Source organism: Acidicapsa dinghuensis, assembly GCF_025685685.1.
GTDB lineage: Bacteria > Acidobacteriota > Terriglobia > Terriglobales > Acidobacteriaceae > Acidicapsa > Acidicapsa dinghuensis.
Window position 1 is genome coordinate 688,638 of record NZ_JAGSYH010000002.1, and the last position, 23,617, is coordinate 712,254.

A 23,617-nucleotide genomic window follows, 5' to 3' on the forward strand; every position below is an offset into this window, starting at 1 on the left:
CGACAACCTGTAGTGCTTGGCGGGGAAATGCCGTATCGCGAGTCCGGCGTGACTTCCCCGCCATTTCTTTGTCTGCAATCGATTGGGCATAATCAAGGTGCGTTAGGCAGCAGACCCTGCTGGACCAGTACTGGTGGGTGGCGGTAGTGGGTGTGCTGCTCGTAGTCGTAGGCCCAGCTGAGCAGGTCGCCGTCATGCCAGGGGCGGGTTGAGATTTCAAGGCCAAATGGCAGGCCACCGGGGTACCAGCCGCCTACAACGACCACTGCAGGAACGCCGATGATGTTGGCCCAGCTTGTCTCCGAGTGCGGGCCGCCGCTGATGCCGCCGTCCTGGGGCATGGTTTCATCTGGTGGAGGCATCTGCGTGGCCGGGTAGACGTAGGCGTCGAGGTGATAGCGATCCAAGGTATCGAGATAGATCTGGAGGGTCTTTTCGCGAGGGTCGTAATAGTTGGCCTGGGCTGATGGGTCGGATTCGAGCAGGGACGGTGGCTGAGCAGGCAGGCCGCGGCGGTCAGTGGTTTGCTGATAACCGGAGATGACCTCGGGGATCTTGTGGCCCGTGAACTTCTCATACTCTTCAATGGAGTGGTAGTACGACGGGCCGTAGTTTTTGAGGAAAGATTCGGTGCCTTCGCGGATGTAGGGTAAGGTGCCGACACGGCTGGCGGTCTTAGCGAAAGAGTCGGGGAGGAGATTGTCGTCGAAGACGATCTCCGCTCCGGCTGCCCGCAGGGCTTCAATAGATTTGAGGAAAGCGGCGCGGGTTTCAGGACGTAGCGGAGTGGTGTCGTGTTCTTCCTCTGTCTCGGCGGCGTCTGCGGAGACTGTGGCGGCCAGTCCCTGAAATGGGACATCTCTGCCATGCAGGATGAAGGACGGAACGCCGAAGCGTTTGCCTTTCAAGGAACCGGGCTTCAGGTAGTTGGTGTATGGACCGCGCTCGGCTTTGGTTGCTGAGTCCGCAGTGCGAGGGTCGGCTGGGTCGGGCGTGGGATGGCCGCTGGAGCCGATGCCTGCCATCACGTCGAGTGCGATGGCCGCGTCGGTGACGTTACGCGCGATGGGGCCAGTGTTGTCGAGGAGCCAGTCTAGTGGGGCGATGCCGGCGGTGCTGACGAGGCCGCGCGTGGGGAATACTCCGATGACCGCCGACGTGGCTGAAGGCATGCGGATAGAGTTGCCGGTGTCGGTGCCGTTGCCGAGAACAGCCATGTCGGAGGTGACCGCCGTGACGGTGCCTCCGGAAGAGCCGCCAGGAGAGAAGCGAACATCATAGGCGTTGCCGGTGCGGCCGAAGGAGCTGGAGCGATTGGTGTCGCTGGCGGCAAAGTCAGGCATGTTGGTGTGGCCGATAAGGATAGCTCCGGCGGCGCGCAGGCGGGCGACTACGGTTGCGTCCTGCGGGGCGATGAGTTGCTTGCGGGGGATTATGTAGCCGGCCCAGCCGTCTGTGGTGATCTGGCCTTTGATGCTGGTGTTGGCCTTGATCACGATGGGAATACCCCAGAGCGGTCCATGCGAAGCAGATGACGATTCGGCGTCTTCCTTCGCGGCCTGCGCGAGAGCATCTTTTTCCATCACAGTTTCGACGGGGCGGTAGATGCCGTTATAGCGATGGATGCGGGCGAGGTGCCACTCGACTACCTGCGTGATGGTGTACTTATGTGCGGCGTAGAGGGACTCAAGCTTTGGGACTGTGACTTCGAAGAGGTCTCTATCGATTTGCGTTGGGGCGATTTGCGTTGGAACGGGCTTCGAGGATTGTGCCGAGGACAAAGAAGAAACACCGATGGCGATGAGAGTAAACAGACTCGATTTCCGCATGAGCCATCTTCGCATCTGGCATCGCCGCGACGGATGGAATTTGTGAGACCCCCAGCCGATGGAGGATTACGAGGCGGCCGTGAGGGAATGGCAAAGATTTTCGGGCAGGATGCTTTCGTAACCCGCGTAGACGCCTTCGAAGACGGAATCCCAGGAAGCGGTGAGGGCGTAGGCGCGGGCGGCGTTGCGCATGGTCTGGTGTTGGGCGGGATTTGTCAGGACGCTGAGGATTGCGTCGGTGAAGCCTTCGTCGGGAGCGATGCGACCGGTGGCTGATTCATCCTGCGTGTCGCGGACGATGTAGCGCGGGCCGCCGTCGGGGGTGACGATGGCGGGAACGCTGCTGGCGAGCGCTTCGAGAACAACGTTACCGAAGGTGTCGGTGTGAGAAGGGAAGACGAAGAGATCCATACTGGCGTAGGCCTGCGCCAATGCTTCGCCGTGGAGGACTCCAGCAAAATCGGCCTGTGGCATGCGCTCGCGGAGCCAGGCTTCTTCCTGTCCATGGCCGATGATGAGAAAGCGGAAGTTGGTGAAGCCGCGGGCGATCAGCTCATCATGAATGGCCGCGAGATGGGTGACGTTTTTCTCGATGGATAGACGTCCGCAGAAGCCGAGGATTGCTGGCGCATCAGGACGGAATTCGGGGCGCCTTGCAGGCGAAAAGAGTACAGTATCGACGCCACGCGGCATGAGATGGCAGGTGCGGCCGGTGGCAGATTCGAGAAGTTCGCAGAGCTCGCGGTTGGGCGCGTAGAGGACCTTGGCGATGGAGTAAAAGCGGGCGGCTGCGGCGAGGGTGAGATCCTGGATCTTTTTGCCGGTCGATTGCGAATGCTTTTCGGGGAGCAGGCGCAGGAGCCAGTCAGAACGTCGGGCCAGGTATTCGTGGACGTTGGTGTGCCACGAAGCAGCTAGTGGTAGCTCGCGATGATAGGCAAGGCCAGCGCCGAGCATGCCGACTTCGCTGGGGCCAGTGATGTGGATGAGATTAGGCTGAAAGCGGTCGAGGACCTCGTGCATGATGGGAATGTGGCGCGGGAAAGCGGGATCGAAGCGTAGGTCTTTCTCAAGCGCGAAGGAGAAGATGCCGCGCGGTAATTCGAGAGTCCAGACGTTACCGTCTTGCTGGAAGCTTTCTGTGCGGTCGCCCGCCCGGATGCAGAGAAATGGTATGTCGCGGCGGCGCGCGAAGGCTTCGAAGTGGCGGCTGGTGTGCGCCACTCCGTTCACCTCATGAAAAGAGTCAGGAAAATACGCTACTCGTGGTGGGGTTGATTGCATGTTCTAGACAGATAGACGGCGCGGCAACTACAAGGAAATGAATAACTGCTGATTGTTCCCTCGCTCTGTATCGACGAGCCAGGCTTATTGATCTCCGAGTTCAAAACGAAGTTGAGTAGAGTCGTCCCAAGCATATCGCAGGCTGCTTGAGACAGGCCCTTTCCCCATCATACGTATCATGGCGAGCAGCGCTGAAAGTACGCGCGGGGGACGGTTGTTAGGCCAGAGTTCGCTGAGCGGGCGAACGTCGCCTTTGCTATCGGGATGGAAGACACGCTCATCCCAGGTGCGGGAGCCTTGCGGGAACTCGGGGTAATTGCGGATAGCATCCATGGTGGACTGCAGGATGCGGTGCTTCCATGGCTCGGCGTACTGATTCATGAAGAGCACAGAGCTGCGGCGCTCTTTGCGGATCTCGTTGACAAACTCATTGAAGCTGGTGGCGCCGGTGAGGTTGATGTTCGCGTTGGGCTCGACACCGTGACGGTCGCCGCCGGAGATAAGCACCATGTTCCAGCGCTCGGCGAGACGGCGGACCTTGCGATTCTCTTCCCAGTTGCGCAGGCCGTTGAGTTCGAGCGCGTGGAGATAGGCGCCGTTCTTCTGCAGGAATTCATTGACAAGAAACTCGTGCTTGTCCTGGCCGATGCGGTAGAGATCCCACAGCGGATGGTTGAAGATGACGAGGACGTTGGACTCCTGGTTAAGAGCGACGAGAAGCTCCGATAGGCGCGCGTCCGAGGGATTGGCCGTGAAGTCGTTGAGCGTGGCCATCCACTGTGAGGCGCGGGCACTGGGCAGATTGTGAATGCCGAGGTGGAAGGACTGTTCGCCGCCGTAAGGTGCGCTCCACTCAACGGAGATGGGAATGTGACGCGTGGAGGGCACAGAGCGCAACAGTAGCGGAGCGTTGATGTTGTCGTGATCGGAGACGGAGACAAGCGGCGCGAGATTGAGCTTTTCGATCTGGCGGCTCTCAAGATCGAAGGCCAGCTTCGGAGTCAGAGGTGGGGTCCAGTAGCTGCGCGCCCAGTTAATTTGAATGCCGTGTTTGCCGGGCGAGCGGCGCTCAAGGCGGTTGAGTAAAGGACGGATGAGCTTGTACTGCGCGCCCCAGTCAGCTACGAAGTCGAGAGTCTCCTGTGACTGATTGGTATGGCTGTGCAGCGAAACCCCGGTCTGATACGTGCATGCCGCGCGAGAATCGCGCCACAGGTAAGAGATCGTTGAGTTTGGCATATACGCTCCTGTCCCCGCTCAAGTTCTGGGAATGCTGCTACAGTATGCCCAGTTACCGGTAAATATGCTGTGAAAACGGTGCGAATGTCGGTTCAAAAGCGCTAGGAATCAAGGAAATAACGTTTATGTAATAAGCAAGGCTTTATATGCTCTGAGTCGAGCATGGGAAACCCGGTTTTCGATTGTGGTTCTATGCCCTTGAATCTGCGGCTGTAAGGCTGGTCGCGCAATAACTATCTGGTTTTAGCAAACTCAGGGCCTGCCTGCTCTTCAGAAGCGGGCAATTGGGTGGATTCCTGCGCGATATTCGTTTTTAGTTGGGCCGACTGGAGATGGTGCTCGGTAAGGCCTTGCTTCAGAATCTCAAAGGCTTGTTCCGGGGTGTCCGCGAAGTGGAAGAGATCTACGTCGCCGGGTGAGATGGCGCCGGTGTCGATGAGCCATTGGAAGTTGAAAACTTTCTTCCAATAGTCAGAGCCATAGATGACAACGGTGATGTTTTTGGCGAGCTTGTGGGTCTGCACAAGAGTGAGGATCTCGAACATTTCGTCGATGGTTCCGAAGCCGCCGGGGAAAACGACAAGCGCCTTGGCCAGATAGGCAAACCAGAGCTTGCGCATGAAGAAGTAGTGAAACTCGAAGTTGAGCGCCGGGGTGATGTAGGGGTTGGGGCGCTGCTCGAAGGGCAGACGGATGTTAAGGCCGATGGTTTTGCCGCCGGCTTCGTGCGCGCCGCGGTTGGCTGCCTCCATAATGCCGGGGCCACCGCCGGAAGTGATGACGAAGCGATGGCGTTTGTTTCCATTGGAAGGAATGGTCGCCGCCCAGGTGGTGATCATGTGCGCAAGGCGGCGGGCGTCTTCGTAGTAGCGGGCCATTTCGACAGCGGCGACGGCGCGACGGCGGCCAAGTTCACTGGCTTTGCCCTCAAGAATGTCGGGAATGGACGCTGGCTGCTCATGGGGTGGCGCTGGAGTGGCAGAACCGGTGTTATCGAGCAGTTCGAGCGCATGATCGGCCTCGGCCTTACTGTGAAAGCGCGCAGAGCCGAAGAAGACCACGGTGTCCTGGATGTGTTCTCGGCGAAAACGGGAGAGAGGCTCGGTGTATTCGGCGAGGATACGGATGACGCGACCGTCGGAACTGTTGAGAAAAGCCGGGTTCTCATAGGCAAGGAGGGCTTGCTCAAGCGCGGCTGGGATCGGGTCGGAATCGGATGCGACAGCAGACGGGGTAGCGGTAATAATTTTGTTTTCCGGTAGATCGCTCATGTTCTGTCTCGATAAGTCAACTCAACACATCAACGGGCAGAGCGGACTTGCCGCTCAAAAAGATGCCCGGATGATGAGTGTAACCGGTCTGGGCTGGATTGGCAGAGCAGAAGGGGATGCCGGAAGGGGCGGACGAGATTACTTTAGCGCGGGCCAGGGCGGTAGGGGCCGCCGATGGCGTCGCGGATGGCGATCCAGAGATTGAGAAGGCCAAGGCCGGAGATCAGACCGCGCACGGCTCCATGGGCGATGAAGGCCTGTAGCGAGGGTGAGGTGGAGAAGAGCGGGTTATTGTCCCACGCGGGCGGATACCAGGGAGCACAGCAAACGAGAAGTCCGAGATACATGCGAACGATGACGCGCAGGAAGCGCTCAGCCTGCTGTAGCCAGTAAGGAATGCGATGCGGAGAAGCGACAGGTTCTGCCTGGATGGGCAATGGTGGTGGAGGCGGAGGAATAGCGGGTGCGGTTGGCATTCCTGGATTTACTGGCGCCCGCTCACCGGCTTGTCCGTTCGCCGTCTCCGGGTCGAAGAGCGGAGGATATGACTCGGTAGGCTTGGGCAAACTCTCGGGCATTCCTGATTGATGGGACACCGCTTACGCGGCGCCCATAAGTGAACGGTACCATACCGGCTGCTGATGGGTCTTCCGAAACCCGGCTACTGAGGTCCTTCTCAGAGATCTCTGCCACCCCAACGACGAAGACCTGCTGCTGGGAACCCGTACAGCGCACCTCGGGTGCCCAGAGATGAGAAAAACACTACTTTACTCCTGGTTGCGGCGCTTAGGACGCTGATTGGCCTGGAGGATTTTCTTGCGCAAACGGAGGTTCTTAGGGGTGACTTCGACCAGTTCGTCCTCGGCGATGAACTCAATGGCTTGCTCGAGATTGAGGAGACGGTGCGGGGCCAGGCGAAGGGCTTCGTCTGCGCTGGATGCGCGCATGTTGGTGAGCTTCTTTTCTCGGACGACGTTGACGTCGAGGTCATTGTCGCGGGAGTGCTCGCCGACGATCATGCCTTCGTAGACCTCTATGCCATTGCCGAGGAAAAGAATGCCGCGATCCTGCAGGCCGTGAAGCGAGTAGGTGGTCGTCGTGCCCTGGCGGTCGCTGATGAGCACGCCGGAGGGCCGCTGCGGAATCTCGCCCTGGTAGGGGATGTAGCCGTCGAAGAGCGTGTTCATGACGATGGTGCCGCGGGTTTCGGTGAGCATTTCGCTGCGCAGGCCGATGATGCCGCGGCTGGGCACGCGGAACTCCATGCGGACGCGGCCGGAGCCGTGGTTGTGCATCTTGGTCATTTCACCCTTGCGGGGTCCTAGCTTTTCGATGACCACTCCGGTGTACTCTTCGGGAACGTCGATGGTGACGTGCTCGACCGGCTCCATGCGGACACCGTCGACCATGCGGGTGACGATTTCGGGACGGCCGACCATAAGCTCGAAGCCCTCGCGGCGCATCATTTCGATGAGCACGCCAAGCTGCATTTCACCACGGCCTAGGACCTTGAATGCATCGGGACTGCCGGTCTCTTCCACTCGGATGGAGACGTTGGTGAGCAATTCGCGATCGAGGCGTTCGCGCAGGTTGCGGCTGGTGACGAGCGAGCCCTCTTTACCGCAGAAGGGCGAGTTATTGACGGAGAACTGCATCGCGATGGTCGGTTCGTCGATGACGATAAGCGGCAATGGGGCAGGACGGTCAACATTGGTGATGGTTTCGCCGATTGTGATGCCCTCGACACCGGCGATGGCTACGATGTCGCCGATCTCGGTTTCGGTGGTTTCGGTGCGCTTGAGGCCGGCGAAGGTGAAGAGCTTGGTGATGCGTGTCTTGGTCAGCGAGAGATCGCGGCGGGAGATAGCGACTTCATCACCGGCATGCAACGTGCCCTGGAAGACGCGGGCGATGGCGATACGGCCGAAGTATTCGGAGTAGTCGAGGTTGGTGACCAGGATCTGGAGCGGAGCTTCGGCATCGCCGGTGGCGGGAGGGATCTCCTTGACGATGGCCTGGAAGAGTGGCTGCAGGTCTTCACCGGGGGTGGCGAGATCTGTGGTCGCGGTGCCGAGCTTGGCTACGCAATAGAGGACCGGGAAGTCGAGCTGGTCTTCCTGGGCGTCGAGGTCGATGAAGAGGTCGTAGACCTCGTTCAGTACCTCCTGCGCGCGGGCGTCGGGGCGGTCGATCTTATTGATGACGACGATGGGCTTGAGCTTGGCTTCGAGGGCCTTGGCAAGCACGTAGCGGGTCTGCGGCAGCGGGCCTTCGGCAGCGTCGACGAGGAGCATGACGCCATCGACCATCTTGAGGCCGCGCTCGACCTCGCCGCCGAAGTCGGCGTGACCGGGCGTATCGATGATGTTGATCTTGCCGCCTTCGTAGAAGATGGCCGTGTTCTTGGCGAGAATGGTGATACCGCGCTCGCGCTCGAGGTCGTTCGAGTCCATGACGCGCTCGGCTACCTGCTCATTGGCGCGGAAGGTGCCGGACTGGCGAAGCATGGCATCGACGAGGGTTGTCTTTCCGTGGTCGACGTGGGCAATGATGGCGATGTTACGGATAGTCTGGCTCACGGGCGTAGCGGTTCCTTTTGTTTCTAAGCCTTTGGGCTATGTCTGGAGTGAATTTCTGGTGGCCGAATGTGCGGCGGACGCCGGAAGGGCATCGTGCTGCGATGCGCTACCGCTCCCATTCGAGCGGGACGAACGCGCGGCCCGAGTAACGGGCGCGACCAAAGCCAGCTTTGCTCATGTTGCGAACGAACAAAGACTGGGATGATGCACAGTACGGCATAATTCCATTCTACCAGTTTGTGCAAATGCGGTTTGTTACCGGGAGTTGAATCGGCTTTTTCACCACTGGGTTCGTCCTATGATCAGGTTTTTGTGTAATCGTTTACAAACAGTGCGGAGGAAGCGGTGAGCTTATTTGCCTCGGTGGGTCTGGGAAAATCTGTCGAACGGCTGGAGAGATGTCGGAGAGTGGTTTCGCGTAATTGGGTAGCTGCGACTCTGATGATGGTGCTGCTGGGAGTCGGGGGTGCCATTGTGCGGGCGCAGGCGAGCGGCGATGGATCCATTAAACCGGGAGCAGCGTGGCTTGATGATCGCGGGCAGGTGATTCAGGCGCATGGTGGGGGCATCCTTTACTGGCACAAGACCTACTACTGGTTTGGCGAGGATCGGTCGCAGAGCAACGATCCGGAGAAGCGCTATGTTGCCTGCTACTCATCGAAAGACCTGACGCATTGGAAGTATCACCGGCAGGTGGTGGCGATGGCTGATCCGGAGCCATGGGGTGCGCATTATGTGCTGGAGCGGCCAAAGGTTTTCTACAACCGAAAGACGAAGAAATTTGTGATGTACGTGCATCTGGACGATGCCCGCTACGGCGAGGCGCGGGTCGGAGTACTGGTCAGCGACAAGGTGGATGGGGATTACAAGTATCAGAGGAGTTTTCGGCCGCTCGACCAGGAGAGCCGCGATATCGGGCAGTTTGTGGACGATGATGGATCGGCTTATCTGATTTTTGAGTCGAGGCCTACACATGGGTTCTTTATTGCGAAGCTTTCGGATGATTATCTGAATGTTGAGAAACAGGTGAGCTTTATCAAGGCTCCGCTGGAGGGTGGAGCGGTGGTGCACTATGGCGGCCTGTATTACGTGCTGGGGTCGCACCTGAGCGGGTGGAGTCCGAACCCGAATGTCTATGCGACGGCGCCGAGCCTTGCCGGGCCGTGGACGGAGATGCAGAATGTGGCTCCGCCGGAGACGAAGACGTATGACTCACAGTCGAGCATGCTGCTGAAGGTGACGGGAACGAAGAAGACGACGGTGATTTACATGGGTGACCGCTGGGAACCGAAAACGCTTTGGGACTCGCGGTATCTTTGGATGCCGCTGGAGATTGGGGATGGGAAGATGACGCTGCCCGAACCGCGGCCGTGGAAGATTGATGTGAAGACGGGAGAGACAACTAGAGGCAATGTCGAGTGAGGCAATTCTCATGCAATAAATTGCTCCGTACACGATTTCCTAACGTGTACTCTGTTCTCTAAACCATCATGAAAAAGCAACTGAAGATCGATGCAGTCAAGCAAGCTCCGCATCTTATTTGGAACTCATTTATCGATGTGATTGCTCGTAATTACTCAGAGATTGAGGATAATCAACGTTCCGCACATCTTGTTTTTCTCTATGACGTCGAAGTGCAGAACGGTGGTCATATGCAGTACTTCGAAAACCATCGCGCGACACGACTGAACGAGACCATGCAAGCTCTCATGCTGCTTGGCGCCAACTGTCAAGCGACTATTTTGGAAGATGCTGGTAGGCAATTTTTGAGTAAGAAGCGAAAGATCATTCGATCTATTTTTGAGTATGTTGAAATCGCACGGGAAGGTGAGTTCAACCTATTCGACCAGCGATACCATCAGTGCACTCCCGACTTGACGCTTTGCCTCCAGGCGCATTTGCATAATCACCTGCCGGACTATATCGAATTCGTTTGAGTTTTTCGTTTCTCTCTGTTGAACCGCCGCGTTCGCTGAAACGATCCGGTTGCCAAACGCACATTTGTGGAGTACGGTCTTGTGCACTGCTGGCTGGACCGTTGATCTCCGCGGCCGATTGTTTGTAGGCAATACGGCAAGAGGCAAACAAGGCCAAAGTGCGGCGCTGCCGCTGATGGAACACGGGAGATTCTCTTCTTTTTAGGGTTGTCCGGATCGATTGCGGGGCTGTGCTTGGCTGCGTTTCCGGCAACTTCCTTACCTCTCCTCCGTGTTTCCCTACCCTCTGCGCAATCAATCGATGCTCTTCCCGCGCGGCACAACGCTGCGGTGGATGGTTGTTGCCATTCAGATGCTCCTGTTGCCGGGCGGGGTGAATCTCACCTGCTCTGAACCCGGAAAGAAGGAGTTGCTATGTCTGATACATCTCAACAGGACAAGATCTCTCAGTTGCAGCAAACCGGTGAAGCGATGGGAAAGCTCGCCGCGGATGAGGCTGCGTTTACACGAGCAGCGGAAGCATTTCGCGCCCAGAATGCCGCTGCATTTCAGGCGGAACTGAGCAGGATAGGACTGCTGCCACTCTGCAGGCTGGTCTGTAGCTGGTTTTGCAGCAAGCACTGCGTTTTCTACTGCCAGAAGCTATGCCCGCCGCCGGTTGCCACGGAAGCGGAGGTGCCAATCTCGGAGTGGCGCGATTTTGCGGTCGTCACGGCGAATCTGACGAAGAACCAGCCTCTGTTGGAGCAGTTTCTGGCAGCGGTTGAGGATGAAGACGCCAAGCAGTTCCAGGCGTTGCTGGCGCAGAACAAATGGCAGATCTATTGCCATCAGCTTTGCCACTTCCTATGCGGCGTACGCTGCCGGCTGGCATGCAGGCTGATGTGCCCTCCACCGCCGCTGATCACTGAGGTATCGGAGATTCCGGCGTCGCAGTTTACTCCCTCCGGACCGGGACTGGGCCTGGCATCGGGTCCGAGTTTCCCTCCGGGGCCGACTCCCACCGATAACAAGCCGGCAGGAGTCGGGGATCATCCGATTGGTGGCTTGTCGAACATCCAAGGAGTCTTTGAGATTGCATCTCCGTTTCAGTACAAGGTGGAGTTTGCAACCTCTACGGCTGGACCATGGACACCGATTCTGACGCCGATCAGTGACTACCGCTTCAATCCCGGATATCCGCCGCCACCGCTGTTTCTGTACTACTCGCGGGTTCCCGATGCGAGCGGGTGGTACAACGTTGCGGACATGGGATTGCTTGGGCCTAACTATCTGACGGACTGGAGCACTCCTGCAGCCGCCGCGAACGATCAGTACTATTTGAAGCTGACAGTGCGGAACCCGGCGCTGGCGGAGTTTGAGAGCCCGATCATTCCGGTCAGAGTTGACAATCAGGCGCCGTCGAAGCCGGTGATCACGCTGCAGTTGCAGATGCCGGATGGATCGCGACGGACGCTCGGGTGCTGCGAGACGGTGAAACAGGGCGACGGGAACCTGGTGATCATTACGCTCCAGGCCTCGGACCCCAACTTCAGCGCGATCTCGGTGGAACTGCTCGGCGGATGCGGGGCGAGCTACGCCATCGTCGACACTGGCGGCAACAGCCTTTCGAAGACCTATAACGGGAACATCAATGACACTGGCTATCCGGTGCCGACGGAGTTCAAGTGGAATCCGTGGGCGGCGAAGATCAGCCCGTGCTGCTATCTGATCGACGTGCGTATCGACGATCGGGCCGTGGTCAACAATGCGTGGTCAGGTGGCCACTCGAACGGGAATTGGCAGTCGATTACCATCGCGTGATCTGCAGTCGTCTCATTTGTGCATTTGAGGAGTCCGGCGCAGGTTATCTCGCCGGACTCCGTTGTTCTTGAGAACGGTTGAATACTGAAATTGGCTAGATGAGAATCTTCTGCGAATCGTAGTCGGGGTGAGGTGTGAACGTCAGATCGGGCAGGTCTTCGACTGCGTTGCGCAGGGAGCGCTCCCATAGAGCGTGGATGGTTTCAAGCTCGCGGTCGCCGGCGGGCAAGCGACGGTAGTTGTCCAGGTGGAAGCTGTCTTTGCGGTAGAGAAGAATCTCGATCGGCGGGCCGACCGTCACATTGGAGCGCATGGTGGCGTCGAAGCTGAGCAAGGCATATTTCGCGGCGGCTTTGAGGCTGGTTTTCTGATAGACGATGCCACGATCTAGGATGGGGCGGCCGTACTTGTATTCGCCTAGTTGCAGAAAGGGTGAGTCTTCGGTGGAGCTGAGTGGGTTTCCCTGCGGATAGATGAGGAAAGAGCGAGGCTCTTCACCGCGCACCTGTCCGCCAAGCAGCAGATGGACATTGAAATCGTACTTATCGCGTTCCAAGGCGGCACGATCAAGATCGGAGACCTGTCGGACCACCTGGCCAACTTCTCGCGCAGCCTCATACATTGACGTGGCCTGGGCAATTCCCTCCCCTGCGTCAAAGCTGGCGCGCAGCAAGTTCATGATGGATTGCGAGAGCGAGAGGCTGCCGCTGGTGAGGATGACGAAGACGCGCTCGCCGGGCTGAACGAAGGTGTGCATCTTGCGGGCGATGTTGAGATCGTCGAAGCCGGCGTTGGTGCGTGAATCCGATGCCATGACCAGACCCTCACGCGTCATGATGCTCAAGCAATAGGTCATGCCATCCCCGAAAATTTTGAATGACGAGCGACGTTCTGCTTCCATCTTTCCACGGTGAGCTGCGGGCTGCAACAGACGACGTCCAAAGCGCATCCAAGACGAGCATGCTGATTCGATTGGGCTACGATATGCAGTTCGATCTGCCTGCGCCGGTAAGCAGCATTGCCCAATTGCGAATCCATCCTTCGCGTATACAAGATCTGCGGGAAAAAGACGAATTACGCGTTGAAGGAAGCGAGGGAACGGTCGCGACTCGCGATTACATCGACGCGTACGGCAATATCTGCACCCGTTTTTATGCGCCGGCTGGCGAGTTGCGGCTATGGAACTCGACCCTGATTGAAGATAGTGGGCTGACAGATGCCGTAAATGAGGAGGCTCTTGAGGTTCCTGCCCAGGATCTGCCGGACGATGTGTTGATTTATCTGCTAAGCAGCCGATATTGTGAGGTGGATTTACTGTCGCCGGTAGCGATGGATCTATTCGGAGAGACAGCACCGGGATGGCAACGGGTGCAGGCGATCTGTAGCTGGATTCACAGCAAGGTAACGTTCAATTACGCAACAGCGAGAGCAACGCGGACGGCGCTCGGTGTGTTCACAGAACGAGTCGGAGTGTGCCGGGACTTTCAGCATCTGGCGGTAACGTTCTGCCGGTGCTTGAATATTCCAGCTCGATATGTGGCGGGCTATCTGGGAGATATTGGCGTGCCCGCGACTTCTGCACCTATGGATTTCAGTGCGTGGTTTGAAGCGTATCTGGACGGGCGATGGTGGACATTTGATGCCCGGCACAATGCTCCCCGGATTGGCCGGGTGCTGATGGCCACAGGACGCGATGCAGCTGACGTGGCCTTTTTAACTTCATTTGGGGTCGCAAGCCTGCGAAGTTTTCAGGTAACTTCGGAGGAAGTTATGCCGGTTGCGGAATAGGCTTAGACAAAGAGAGAATTTACCGGCGATTGTTGGCGAAACCGTTGCAGCGTAAAGGTCTAACGGCGTAGTCTTGGGCCATGCCTCGATGTCGTTAGTGCCGTTTGGTGCTGAAGCCGAGGCGTACTTGCGCGGATTTCGGTCGTTCCTCTGAAATCCTTCCGCCGCAAGAATGGATAACCCGGCAAAATTCAGGACCTTGACACCGAGAGCATTCATCTTCTGGAGTGTGAGGGATTTGTCATGAGCATTGCAGCGGACATAACCGAGTTGATCGGGAAAACACCCCTGGTTCGTCTGAATCGGGTCACGGCTGGACTGCCCGCCACAGTCGTAGCCAAGCTGGAAAGCCAAAACCCGATGAGCAGCGTCAAGGACCGCATCGGGCTGGCAATGATTGATGCTGCCGAGAAAGAAGGCAAGATCAAGCCAGGCGAGACTGTGCTGATTGAACCAACGAGCGGAAACACCGGTATCGGCCTTGCATTTGTTGCCGCGGTGAGGGGATACCGCATCATCCTGATAATGCCGGAGACTGCATCGATGGAGCGGCGTATCGTGTTGCGCAGCCTGGGAGCGGAACTGGTTCTTACGCCGGGAGTAAACGGCATGAAGGGGGCCATCGCAAAAGCAGCGGAGCTTCTGGCCAAGACTCCCCATGGCTTTACCCCTGGGCAGTTTGATAATCCGGCCAATCCGGCGATTCACTACGCTACAACCGGGCCGGAGATCTGGAATGATACGGACGGCAATGCAGATATTCTCATCTCCGGTATTGGAACCGGCGGAACGCTGACGGGTGTGGCAAAGTACATCAAGGAGCGCAAGCCGGAATTCAAGGCAATCGCTGTAGAGCCCACAGACAGCGCGGTTCTGAGCGGAGGCAAACCCGGTCCACACAAGATCCAGGGGCTGGGGGCCGGATTTGTTCCGTCGATTCTGGACACACACCTGATCGATGAAGTGATCACCGTAACCAATGAAGAGTCGATTGTCATGGCACGGCGGCTTCCTCAGGAAGAAGGTTTGTTTGTCGGCATCAGTTCAGGCGCAGCAGTACATGCGGCGTTGAAGGTGGCGGCGCGGCCAGAAAACGCCGGTAAGCTGATCGTGGTTGTCATCCCGAGCTTTGGCGAACGCTATCTTTCGAGCGTGCTGTTTGAAGCGATACGTGCAGAAGTGCAGGCACTGCAGCCGCAGTCGGTGAATCTGTAGAAGCAGGAGTGAGTGTGAAAGTGTGAGTGCGGTCAGCATTTACGCTTTTATGCGCTCTTAAGGGATCATTCCATGGAGTGGCTTGCCAGAATTCGCGAGGATATTGACTCGGTGATGCAACGAGACCCGGCCGCGCAATCGCGACTGCAGGTCTTTTTGTGTTCTCCAGGGTTGCATGCGGTCTGGAGCCATCGACTGAACCATTGGCTCTGGAAGCATGGCTGGAGGTTTACCGCGCGGATACTCTCACAATGGACTCGATTCTTTACCGGTGTGGAAATTCATCCGGGGGCATTGTTGGGGCGAAGGCTTCTGATTGACCATGGCATGGGGGTGGTGATCGGCGAGACATCCATTGTTGGCAGCGATGTTACGCTTTATCAGGGAGTTACGCTGGGCGGAACGGGGAATGCTGCGTTGGGGAAAAAGCGGCATCCAACGCTATGCGATGGGGTTTTCGTTGGAAATAATTCGAACATTCTGGGCGACATCACGATTGGCGCTAACTCTCGCGTGGGCGCGGGGTCTGTAGTATTGCGTGATGTTCCACCAAATTCGACGGTTGTTGGCGTTCCGGCGCATATCATTTATAGAAACGGTCAAAGGGTGCTGATTACCGATCCGCACGAAGTAAAGGATCCTCTCTCGGATGCGTTAATTGCCTTGGCCGAACGAGTGGAAAGGCTGGAGCGGGCGGAAACTGGAGTGAACGAAACCCTTGCAGCAGCGCACGCGTTTGAGGCAGAAGAGGAAGAGCGCGAAGCGTACCGGCGGGAACTGGACCAACTTCGCGATTATGTATCGATGGGTGAGGGTATCTGAGGCGGAGAAATGTACGTTGGTAACCGCTGATAGTCTCACCAGGTTGCTACTACCATCCCCCGAATTTGGGATACAAGATTTGCGCTTTTTTCGCTACTCTTTGGCCATCTACTTCGGGAAGAATGATTTCCCGTCCATGCGCAGCTTGTATCGCAAGTTTCTGCTGTTTTTTGCTTTGGCTCTCACCTCAGCCCCGTTCGCCGGGGCGAGGGTTTGGCCGGTTCCCGTCCCGCCTGAGTTACGCTCGACGCGTTTTACGGTGGCGGTTGACGGGAAGCCGGTAGACGTAGTGCATGCAGCCGCAAGCTACGACTACGTCAGCATTGAAACCAACTCCGCAATCAAGGTAACGATCACTGCCGCGCAGCAAGGTTTCTGGGATCGTGGAGTGGATGTGCAGCCGTGGCGGCTTGGATTGCGGCCGACACGCAAAGGGCAGACGATTGAGCTGGAGATCAAGGATCCGGTTAAGCTGGCAATCTCGCGGCCGCAGGATTTCCTGAATCATGCGACGATGCTTTTCTTGTTCGTGACCAAGCCTACGGTCGAACCGAAGAAAGCTGTTACCTCGCTACCCAGCTATCACTACGTTGGGCCCGGAATTCATAAGGGAAGCATCAACCCAAAGAGTGGTGAGACGTGGCTTCTCGCGCCCGGCGCAGTGGTTCTCGGTAGCCTGAATCTATTTCACGTGCACGATGTCAATGTGCTAGGCCGGGGCGTGATCGTTTATAGCGGACCGCAGAACCCCGCAGACGATGACGGGTGGATGCAGAAGCCGGACTGGCACTGCATCGGCGCGCTGGATGCACACAAGATCCACATTGAGGGAGTGACCTGTCTGGTGCGAAGCCGCACATGGTCAATCCAGATGAAAGACTCAACGGACTTCTCGTACGAGGATCTGCGAGTTATCGGCGGCAACCCCGGAAATGCGAATCAGGATGGAATGGATTGGCTTGGTGGAGGCAACACAACCGTCAAAGACTCGTTCTTCCGCACGTCGGACGATGTGTTTGCGATCCAGGGAAACTGGGATGGATATGGTCACGACAAGATGATCCTTCCGGGCCACGATGTGGCCAATATTCTGATCGAGAATTCCGAGCTTTCGACGAGCATCTCAAACATCATGCGCGCAGGATGGCCGGAGAAGATATTCAACTCGCATAACGTGACCCTGCGGAACTCCGACGTCATGCATGGAGGAATCGGCTCATGCGGCCCGTCATTTGCACTATTTACTTTTTGGGGTGCGGATGGAGCAAAGGGCACGCATACCGGCTATACCTTTGAAAATCTTTGGCTCGATGACTGGTACACGCTCTTTCAGATTGAGCAGGAGCAGCCTGGGCTAAGCGGATTTACGTTCCGCAACATATGGGCGCTGCAACAACCACCTTTGCTGTCATCGAATCTGAGGGGCCCCATTAAAAATGTGCGCATCGAGAATCTGAAGTTCGGACAGGGGGTAGTAACGTCGGATACACAGATTCCGTTGCGTGTTTCAGACGGGGCGCAGCAGCCTGTGATTACGCCTGGCGACAAGGACCTTCACGCGTCATTTCAGTTTGAGCCTGCGTTCGTTCAGCCAAATACTCCCGTGATATTCAGCGCAGATACGGTCCTGGACAAGCATGCACGCTATACCTGGTATTTCGGCGACGGAACAACAGCACACGGGCAGCAGGTAAAGCATCGCTATGAGGATGCTCTCGGAACAGAATTAGATGGTACGGCGGCAAACGGGACGGGGCGTTTTCGTGTGCTGCTGGAAGTCGAGGACAAAAAAGGGAACCAAGATTGGTCAGAGCAAACAGTGGATGTGGTAAGCCACTTACGCGATCCAGGAGCACCGGGATATAACAGCAAAACCGCGGCGCCTGGACTTGACTATCAAATCTTTCCGGGAACCTGGCCAGAGTTACCGACTTTTTCAACGCAGACGGCGGTGTTTCGCGGCGTTGCGTTGACCGTCGGCAAGGCTGACTCTCGTGGCTTTACGCGATATGCGGTGGAATATGGCGGATATCTGCATACACCCACGGATGGAGCATATACCTTCCATCTGCTGGCGCGAGACGGTGCCCGGCTGAGAATTGACGGACAGGTCGTAGCGGAGACGGGACCACCTTTCAGCGAAGTGTGTGGCTCTTCTGTCAACGCCATGCGGTATGACTCAGGCTCAATTGCACTGCGCGAGGGCTATCACGTTGTCCAGCTTGATTCACTGGAGTCCATGAGTCCCGGCGCGCCGAGACTGATGTGGAGCGGGCCTGGGTTCGCATTGCAGGAGTTACCGGCCAACGCACTCAGCCATGCGACAGGCAACTCGATTCAGACACGGCTATCAAGCGGAATCAGCACTTTGCAGCCTTGAACGCACCATTGCTGCTCATGTTCGAAATAGCTCATTAAGCAATGTTCCTGCTTTATTTGGAAAACAAATATCTGTTTTTGCTTTCCGAGTCAGGAAATAGCCTGAAGAGTTACATTTAGCTGCTGATGCTGATGTTACATACCAAGGCGCCAAGACTCGTTTTGAACAGCCCTTCTTTGCATAAAACAACGTGGCACTTGCCGCAAGCATCCATGTATCCGTTCGCTTCGTTCATAAAGCGGCGAGGCCTAACAAGGAGAAAAGCAATGACACCAGCAACTACGACAACTACAAGCACTCATGATCGCGTCGAGGGCAAGGTTCATGAAGTGAAGGGTGCGATCAAGCAAAAGGTCGCTGACGTCAAAAAGGATCCCAATCTCCATGATGAGGGAACTGCTGAGCGGATTGATGGAACCATAGAACGGAAAGTGGGCGATATTAAGAAGGTGTTCGATAAATAGTCGCCATTTAGTTAAAAATTCCGATTTATACAAAGGGGCTGGCTCTGCGCCAGCCCTTTTGCTTTACGAGGGGCGCGGGCGATACCGCTGAACTACGCTCAAGAGCGCGTCAGAAAAAAATCTGCTGGAATCTTAGAGTGGTGGCCAGAGACGGGATCGAACCGCCGACGCCGGCCTTTTCAGGGCCGCGCTCTACCACTGAGCTATCTGGCCTCAGGGTGATGGAGGTTGCTCAAATCTGCGCGGAACCGGGGTGGAGCTTCCCGGTTATCGGGACTTCCCATGGTAGGCGGGAGTACAGCGCTTGTGCAGCAACCTGAAACAGTATAGCAAGAGCCGGGCAAGCAGCCAAACGCGGGAGCTACAACTCTAAGACCTGACGGCTTCGCTAAATCGGATCGGTTCCACAGGGCTGTATGCTCATCGATGTCATGAGTATGCGGAGATCGGAAAAGGCTGGCTCGCGAAAATCTGCGATCGCAGGACTGCTGTCTTTAAGTTTTCTGATGGCCCTGGGTCCGCTGCGGCGGGATCTGCTGCCCAATCTGACCGCAGCGCATGGCTTATCGGAAAATGCCAATCAGGCTGTCGTGCTGTCGCTTGTTGCTGTGACGACGTCTGTATTCGCGGGTTTACGGCGCATCCGTTGGCCGCGTGGGACAAATCTGCTTGAGTGTGGACTGATTGGACTTGGGCTATTTGTAGCGCCATCTCTGGCGCGAGCGATGCCGGAGCCAGTTCCTGCACTCACCGCCGTGGCACTGCTTGCTCTGGCGACGGTGTTCGCAGCCGTACTGGAGCCATATCTAAGGCGGTTCGAAGCACAGCCGAGTGGGCGTATTCTGCCGGCGATGGCGTGCGTTGGAGGAATGTTCCTGATCTTTCCGATAGCGACGCCGCGAACATTCGCGGCAGCCGAAGCGTGGATTGTCACCATCGTGGCTGCGGCGTGCCTGGCAGCGACGAATTGCGCAGGCGTGGCGCTGCTGCGGAAATCGGTGAATGAGAAAGCTCCAACACTGGCTGTTGCTCCCGCGCTGGCTGTCGCTGCGGGAACGGGCGCGATGGCGTTTGTTCTTCTGGCGATATTTCGCGGAAATGCTCTGCAACGTCCACTGGAGTGGAGCGACATTGGAGTGAGTCTAGTCTGGCCGGTAATTGTTGATTTGCCTGCGATTTTTCTGCTCTTCTGGCTGATGCAGCGAATGGCAGCGGCGCAGATGACTTTGCGATTCGTGATGTGGCCATTGATGGCTGTGGTTATTGAAGCGCTCGTGTTGGCCCAACGCTTGACTCTGCAGACCTGGACTGGCCTGGCGCTTGTCACCGCAGGTTCATGGTGGGCACTGCGGAACCGTGTACCGTCGGTCGATTCGCAGGGGCTGTTCTCTACAGACGAGCCATGAGAACCGCTCTGAAATCGATCCCCGAATATTCTGGCTTCATGTCTGCTTGTTACGGCTTACTCATGATCTTCCGTTACACTTACTTTCATTCCTTTGACTTGATGTGAGGCTCTATGCGCAATTTCCTATATCGATCGAGCGTGCTGATTGTTACTACTGCAGGATTGCTTTGTGGATGGCAAGGCACTGTCTCAGCGCAGGCCGTAAGAGACATTGGTCAGGCGCGGGTAGAGCGGGCCTTTGAGGCTGCCAAGAAGCAGGGACCGCTGGCGTTGCGCGACTTTCTCGTGAACATGCCAAAGGGAGCCGATCTGCATGTGCATCTGAGCGGCGCGGTCTATGCCGAGAGCTGGATTCGTGCGGCAGGCGAGGATGGGCTATGCATCGACGAGAAGGGATTGAAATTCGCAAAGCCTGATACGGATGGATGCTCGAAGATCTCTGGTGAAATCGCAGCTTCAGACATGCTGACGCATATGCAGGTTCCGGCCAATCAGGATCTGTATGACAAGCTGATCGATGCGTTTTCGATGCGCAGCTATGTGCCGTATGCGGGATGGAGCGGACACGATCAGTTCTTCGCAACCTTTGCGCATTTTGGGGGCACGGACAAAAAACATACGGGCGAATGGGTGGATGAGGTAGCAACCCGCGCAGCCGCGCAGAATGAGCAGTATATGGAGTTGATGGATACTCCGCCATTTCAGCATGCAACGGCGATTGCCAAGCAGATTGGATGGGACGCGAACTTTGCCGAGTACCGCCAGAAGCTACTGGATGCGGGACTCGATCAGGAATTGGATGCGGCGAAGGAGCGCGTGGAGTCGGCGCTGGAGTTGCGCAACCAGCTTGAACACTGCGGACAGCCGGATGCAGCACCCGCGTGCAAGGTTGAAGTGCGATTCATTTACCAGATACTGCGCGGCAATCCGCGGGAGCAGGTCTTTGCGCAGACGCTATTGGGGTTTGAAACGATCTCGAAGGTATCGGAGTTTGTGGGCATCAACTTTGTGCAGCCTGAAGACGGATATCTCTCGATGACCGACTACACGCTGCAGATGAAGATGCTGGATTATTTGCACTCTGTATATCCGAAGGTGCATATCTCGCTGCACGCAGGTGAGCTTGCTCCGGGGGTGGTGCCGCCGGAGGGGCTGCGCTTTCATATACGGCAGGCGGTGGAAATTGGCCATGCGGAGCGCATCGGGCATGGAGTGGATGTGATGTACGAGGACCGTCCGCAGGAGTTGCTGAAAGAGATGGCTCAGAAGCACATCATGGTGGAGATAAACCTAACGTCCAATGAAGGCATTCTCGGCATCAAGGGCGTGGATCATCCGCTTCCCCTCTACCGCAAGGTCGGAGTGCCGATGGCTCTGTCGACGGATGATGAGGGTGTTTCACGTATCGATCTGACGCATGAGTATGTGAAGGCTGTCGAGGACTTCAACCTTAGCTATGCAGAGCTGAAGCAGATGGCGCGTACGGGGATGGAGCACGATTTTTTGCCTGGGAAGAGCCTCTGGGCGAAAGAAGATGTATTTGGTGCTCCGGTAAGTGAATGCGCAGGACAGCCGCTGGGGGGCGAGAAGCCGACGGCGAAGTGCACGGCATTTCTGGGAGCAAATGAAAAAGCAGCAGCACAATGGGAGCAGGAGCGACGGTTTCGGGTGTTTGAGGCGAAGTGGTAGCCGGATTCGTCCGGTAGCATGAGCGAGGAGAGTCCTGCGTACCCGTGCGAATCGTTCTTTCGAACATAGGCACCTTCGGCGACATCAATCCACTGATCGCAATCGCGCTGGAACTAAAACGGCGCGGGCATGAGCCGGTGATGGCGGTGCCGGGGGTCTATGGACCGAAGATCCTTCCGCTTGGCCTGGAGTTCCGGGCGATCCGACCTGACCTTGACCCCGCAAATACTCTATTGGCGGAGATGGTGTATGACGTACGCAAGGGGACGGAACGGGGCTTAAGGGAATTCTTGTTTCCTGCGTTGCGGCACACCTATGACGACCTGCTGGGAGCCGCTTTGAACCCAGTACGGGCGGACTTGCTGCTGTTCGGCGAACTGAACTACGCCGGGCCGATTGTGGCGGAGATCACTGGAATTCCGTGGGCGAGCTATGTGCTGGCGCCGCTGTCCTTTTTTTCCGCCTATGATCCGCCGGTGCTGCCAATGTATCCAAGGCTGGCGCGGGCCGATAAAGCTGTGCCGGGAATGGGGCATGCGATCAGGCGGCTGGCGCGGCTGGTGAGCCGGAAGTGGCCGGAGCCGATTTACGAGTTGCGGCGCGAGCTGGGTCTGCCACGGGGACGGAATCCTCTGTTCGTTGCGAAGCACTCGCCGAATATGGTGCTGGCGCTGTTTTCGCGAGTGTTGGGGCATGAGCAGCCGGACTGGCCCGAGAACACCCTGATTGCGGGATTCTGTTTTTACGACGCGGATGCTGGAAACACGGCGTTGCCGGAGCACCTAGAGAAGTTCCTTGCGGCTGGACCCGCGCCGCTGGTGTTCACGCTGGGATCTGCTGCGGTTCTGGCTGCCGGACGGTTTTACGAGGTGGGAGCCAGGGCTGCACAGCGGCTTGGGATGCGCGCGGTGCTGCTGATCGGCTCGGACGAGCGGAACCGGCCCAAGCACGCTCTGCCGGAATCGATCTGCGTGGCGGAATATGCGCCTTATTCTGCTCTGTTTTCACGGGCGGCGGCAGTGATCCACCAGGGTGGGGTTGGGACGACGGCGCAATGCCTGCGGGCTGGAAAGCCGATGCTGATCATGCCGTATAGTCACGATCAGCCGGATAACGCGCGCCGGATGCGACGCTTGAAGGTCGCGCGAATCATCCGGCGGCAGGACTTTACGCCGCGCCGAGTGGTTCGGAAATTGAAGATATTGCTGGACGAGCCCGTTTACCAGCGCCGTGCGGCCCAGGTAGGCCAACGAATTGCCACCGAGAACGGCGTGGTGACAGCGTGTGACGCGCTTGAAGATCTGCTGCGTAGAAAGACACTGCTGTCCGGCAATGCGGACACCTGAGAAGTGCTTTCAAAACGGGACAGATAAGGTCTAAGAGACCGGAGGATGCAGACAACACGCTGTGGCCCGCCGGTTTGCCGTGAGAAACCGCTCAGGAGCACCATAGAGCAAAAGGGTGAAGCACAGAGACCTCACCCTTTTGGATACTTCTTGGCAGATTCCGCCAGGAATGCCTGGGACTAGAGCGGCTGAACGTCAGCAGCTTGCCAGCCCTTGGGACCCTTCACTACGTTGAACTGAACGGCCTGACCTTCTTGCAAGCTCTTGAAACCATTCGAGTTGATTGCCGAGTAATGCACGAAGACATCCTCGCCGTTCTGACGCGAGATGAAGCCGAAGCCCTTCGCGTCATTGAACCACTTCACAGTACCTTGTTCCATTTTGTTTCGTATTTCCTGAACTTTGAATTGCGCTGGAGTGAAACGGAGCGACCACTGGCAGAATCTTGCTCGGGTTTGGGCGAGTACTGCTCACGCCCGGTTCGGATCTAACGCTGAGGTCATCTTAGCATTGAACCGAAAATACCGGTAAGAAATTCTGCAACCGTTACTAACGGAATCGTT

General features: G+C 57.1%; 18 protein-coding genes, 1 tRNA gene and 1 pseudogene. 11 read left to right on the plus strand and 9 right to left on the minus strand.

Features of this window, described 5'->3' with window-relative positions:
* Positions 1-92: 92 nt before the first annotated feature.
* From OHL22_RS06500 to typA, 6 genes are all read right to left on the minus strand, one after another.
* A complete protein-coding gene (locus tag OHL22_RS06500; RefSeq protein WP_263334553.1) occupies positions 93-1,829 on the minus strand; it encodes an amidase in 1,737 nt (578 codons plus the stop codon).
* A gap of 66 nt (positions 1,830-1,895) precedes the next feature.
* Positions 1,896-3,053 (minus strand): glycosyltransferase, encoded by a 1,158-nt coding sequence (locus tag OHL22_RS06505; protein WP_263334555.1) that lies wholly within the window; start codon positions 3,051-3,053, stop codon positions 1,896-1,898.
* 144 nt (positions 3,054-3,197) lie between these two features.
* On the minus strand, positions 3,198-4,352 hold the full coding sequence (locus OHL22_RS06510) for a hypothetical protein (RefSeq protein WP_263334560.1): 1,155 nt from the start codon (positions 4,350-4,352) through the stop codon (positions 3,198-3,200).
* Between the two features lie 233 nt (positions 4,353-4,585).
* Positions 4,586-5,623 (minus strand): LOG family protein, encoded by a 1,038-nt coding sequence (locus tag OHL22_RS06515; RefSeq protein WP_263334562.1) that lies wholly within the window; start codon positions 5,621-5,623, stop codon positions 4,586-4,588.
* A gap of 143 nt (positions 5,624-5,766) precedes the next feature.
* Positions 5,767-6,189: a hypothetical protein gene (locus OHL22_RS06520; RefSeq protein WP_263334564.1), complete on the minus strand. Its 423-nt coding sequence runs from the start codon at positions 6,187-6,189 to the stop codon at positions 5,767-5,769.
* 201 nt (positions 6,190-6,390) lie between these two features.
* Positions 6,391-8,202, minus strand: a complete 1,812-nt coding sequence (typA, locus tag OHL22_RS06525) for a translational GTPase TypA (protein WP_263334567.1) — start codon at positions 8,200-8,202, stop codon at positions 6,391-6,393.
* A 408-nt stretch (positions 8,203-8,610) separates the two neighbouring features.
* Here typA and OHL22_RS06530 point away from each other — a divergent pair, with 408 nt between their 5' ends.
* From OHL22_RS06530 to OHL22_RS06540, 3 genes are all read left to right on the plus strand, one after another.
* Positions 8,611-9,624: a family 43 glycosylhydrolase gene (locus OHL22_RS06530; RefSeq protein ID WP_263334569.1), complete on the plus strand. Its 1,014-nt coding sequence runs from the start codon at positions 8,611-8,613 to the stop codon at positions 9,622-9,624.
* A gap of 68 nt (positions 9,625-9,692) precedes the next feature.
* On the plus strand, positions 9,693-10,139 hold the full coding sequence (locus tag OHL22_RS06535; protein ID WP_263334570.1) for a DMP19 family protein: 447 nt from the start codon (positions 9,693-9,695) through the stop codon (positions 10,137-10,139).
* A gap of 414 nt (positions 10,140-10,553) precedes the next feature.
* Positions 10,554-11,942, plus strand: a complete 1,389-nt coding sequence (locus tag OHL22_RS06540; RefSeq protein WP_263334572.1) for a hypothetical protein — start codon at positions 10,554-10,556, stop codon at positions 11,940-11,942.
* A 94-nt stretch (positions 11,943-12,036) separates the two neighbouring features.
* On the opposite strand, the gene OHL22_RS06545 is transcribed toward OHL22_RS06540, so the two are convergent.
* Complete coding sequence (locus OHL22_RS06545) at positions 12,037-12,756, minus strand: peptidase (RefSeq protein WP_263334575.1); 720 nt, start codon at positions 12,754-12,756, stop codon at positions 12,037-12,039.
* Positions 12,757-12,818: 62 nt separating this feature from the next.
* On the opposite strand from OHL22_RS06545, the gene OHL22_RS06550 reads away from it, so the two are divergent.
* From OHL22_RS06550 to OHL22_RS06570, 5 genes and pseudogenes are all read left to right on the plus strand, one after another.
* Complete coding sequence (locus OHL22_RS06550) at positions 12,819-13,730, plus strand: transglutaminase-like domain-containing protein (RefSeq protein WP_263334577.1); 912 nt, start codon at positions 12,819-12,821, stop codon at positions 13,728-13,730.
* Positions 13,731-13,973: 243 nt separating this feature from the next.
* Positions 13,974-14,945: a cysteine synthase A gene (gene cysK / locus OHL22_RS06555; RefSeq protein WP_263334579.1), complete on the plus strand. Its 972-nt coding sequence runs from the start codon at positions 13,974-13,976 to the stop codon at positions 14,943-14,945.
* A gap of 72 nt (positions 14,946-15,017) precedes the next feature.
* Positions 15,018-15,522: pseudogene (cysE, locus tag OHL22_RS06560) on the plus strand (serine O-acetyltransferase); the annotation flags it as partial.
* A 324-nt stretch (positions 15,523-15,846) separates the two neighbouring features.
* A complete protein-coding gene (locus OHL22_RS06565; protein WP_263334583.1) occupies positions 15,847-18,147 on the plus strand; it encodes a PKD domain-containing protein in 2,301 nt (766 codons plus the stop codon).
* A 266-nt stretch (positions 18,148-18,413) separates the two neighbouring features.
* Positions 18,414-18,611, plus strand: coding sequence for a CsbD family protein (locus OHL22_RS06570; RefSeq protein ID WP_263334585.1), 198 nt, complete (start codon positions 18,414-18,416; stop codon positions 18,609-18,611).
* Positions 18,612-18,749: 138 nt separating this feature from the next.
* Here the strand turns inward: OHL22_RS06570 and OHL22_RS06575 are convergent.
* Positions 18,750-18,824: transfer RNA gene (locus OHL22_RS06575), tRNA-Phe, on the minus strand.
* A gap of 224 nt (positions 18,825-19,048) precedes the next feature.
* Here OHL22_RS06575 and OHL22_RS06580 point away from each other — a divergent pair.
* From OHL22_RS06580 to OHL22_RS06590, 3 genes are all read left to right on the plus strand, one after another.
* On the plus strand, positions 19,049-20,017 hold the full coding sequence (locus OHL22_RS06580) for an EamA family transporter (RefSeq protein ID WP_263334587.1): 969 nt from the start codon (positions 19,049-19,051) through the stop codon (positions 20,015-20,017).
* Between the two features lie 113 nt (positions 20,018-20,130).
* Positions 20,131-21,708 (plus strand): adenosine deaminase family protein, encoded by a 1,578-nt coding sequence (locus OHL22_RS06585; protein WP_263334589.1) that lies wholly within the window; start codon positions 20,131-20,133, stop codon positions 21,706-21,708.
* 44 nt (positions 21,709-21,752) lie between these two features.
* Positions 21,753-23,054, plus strand: coding sequence for a glycosyltransferase (locus tag OHL22_RS06590; RefSeq protein ID WP_263334592.1), 1,302 nt, complete (start codon positions 21,753-21,755; stop codon positions 23,052-23,054).
* Positions 23,055-23,233: 179 nt separating this feature from the next.
* Here the strand turns inward: OHL22_RS06590 and OHL22_RS06595 are convergent, their stop codons facing one another.
* The gene (locus OHL22_RS06595) at positions 23,234-23,434 is read right to left on the minus strand and encodes a cold-shock protein (protein ID WP_117300112.1); all 201 of its coding nucleotides are present in this window, start codon (positions 23,432-23,434) and stop codon (positions 23,234-23,236) included.
* Positions 23,435-23,617 lie beyond the last annotated feature (183 nt).

What these genes read in the sequence shown, in the direction of transcription:
- OHL22_RS06540 (WP_263334572.1), top strand. Translation starts at nt 10,554, where the DNA reads ATGTCTGATACATCTCAACAGGACAAGATCTCTCAGTTGCAGCAAACC.
- OHL22_RS06535 (WP_263334570.1), top strand. Translation starts at nt 9,693, where the DNA reads ATGAAAAAGCAACTGAAGATCGATGCAGTCAAGCAAGCTCCGCATCTT.
- OHL22_RS06545 (WP_263334575.1), bottom strand. Translation starts at nt 12,756, where the DNA reads ATGGCATCGGATTCACGCACCAACGCCGGCTTCGACGATCTCAACATC.
- OHL22_RS06550 (WP_263334577.1), top strand. Translation starts at nt 12,819, where the DNA reads ATGACGAGCGACGTTCTGCTTCCATCTTTCCACGGTGAGCTGCGGGCT.
- OHL22_RS06580 (WP_263334587.1), top strand. Translation starts at nt 19,049, where the DNA reads ATGCGGAGATCGGAAAAGGCTGGCTCGCGAAAATCTGCGATCGCAGGA.
- OHL22_RS06570 (WP_263334585.1), top strand. Translation starts at nt 18,414, where the DNA reads ATGACACCAGCAACTACGACAACTACAAGCACTCATGATCGCGTCGAG.
- cysK (WP_263334579.1), top strand. Translation starts at nt 13,974, where the DNA reads ATGAGCATTGCAGCGGACATAACCGAGTTGATCGGGAAAACACCCCTG.
- OHL22_RS06595 (WP_117300112.1), bottom strand. Translation starts at nt 23,434, where the DNA reads ATGGAACAAGGTACTGTGAAGTGGTTCAATGACGCGAAGGGCTTCGGC.
- OHL22_RS06510 (WP_263334560.1), bottom strand. Translation starts at nt 4,352, where the DNA reads ATGCCAAACTCAACGATCTCTTACCTGTGGCGCGATTCTCGCGCGGCA.
- OHL22_RS06500 (WP_263334553.1), bottom strand. Translation starts at nt 1,829, where the DNA reads ATGCGGAAATCGAGTCTGTTTACTCTCATCGCCATCGGTGTTTCTTCT.
- OHL22_RS06585 (WP_263334589.1), top strand. Translation starts at nt 20,131, where the DNA reads ATGCGCAATTTCCTATATCGATCGAGCGTGCTGATTGTTACTACTGCA.
- OHL22_RS06515 (WP_263334562.1), bottom strand. Translation starts at nt 5,623, where the DNA reads ATGAGCGATCTACCGGAAAACAAAATTATTACCGCTACCCCGTCTGCT.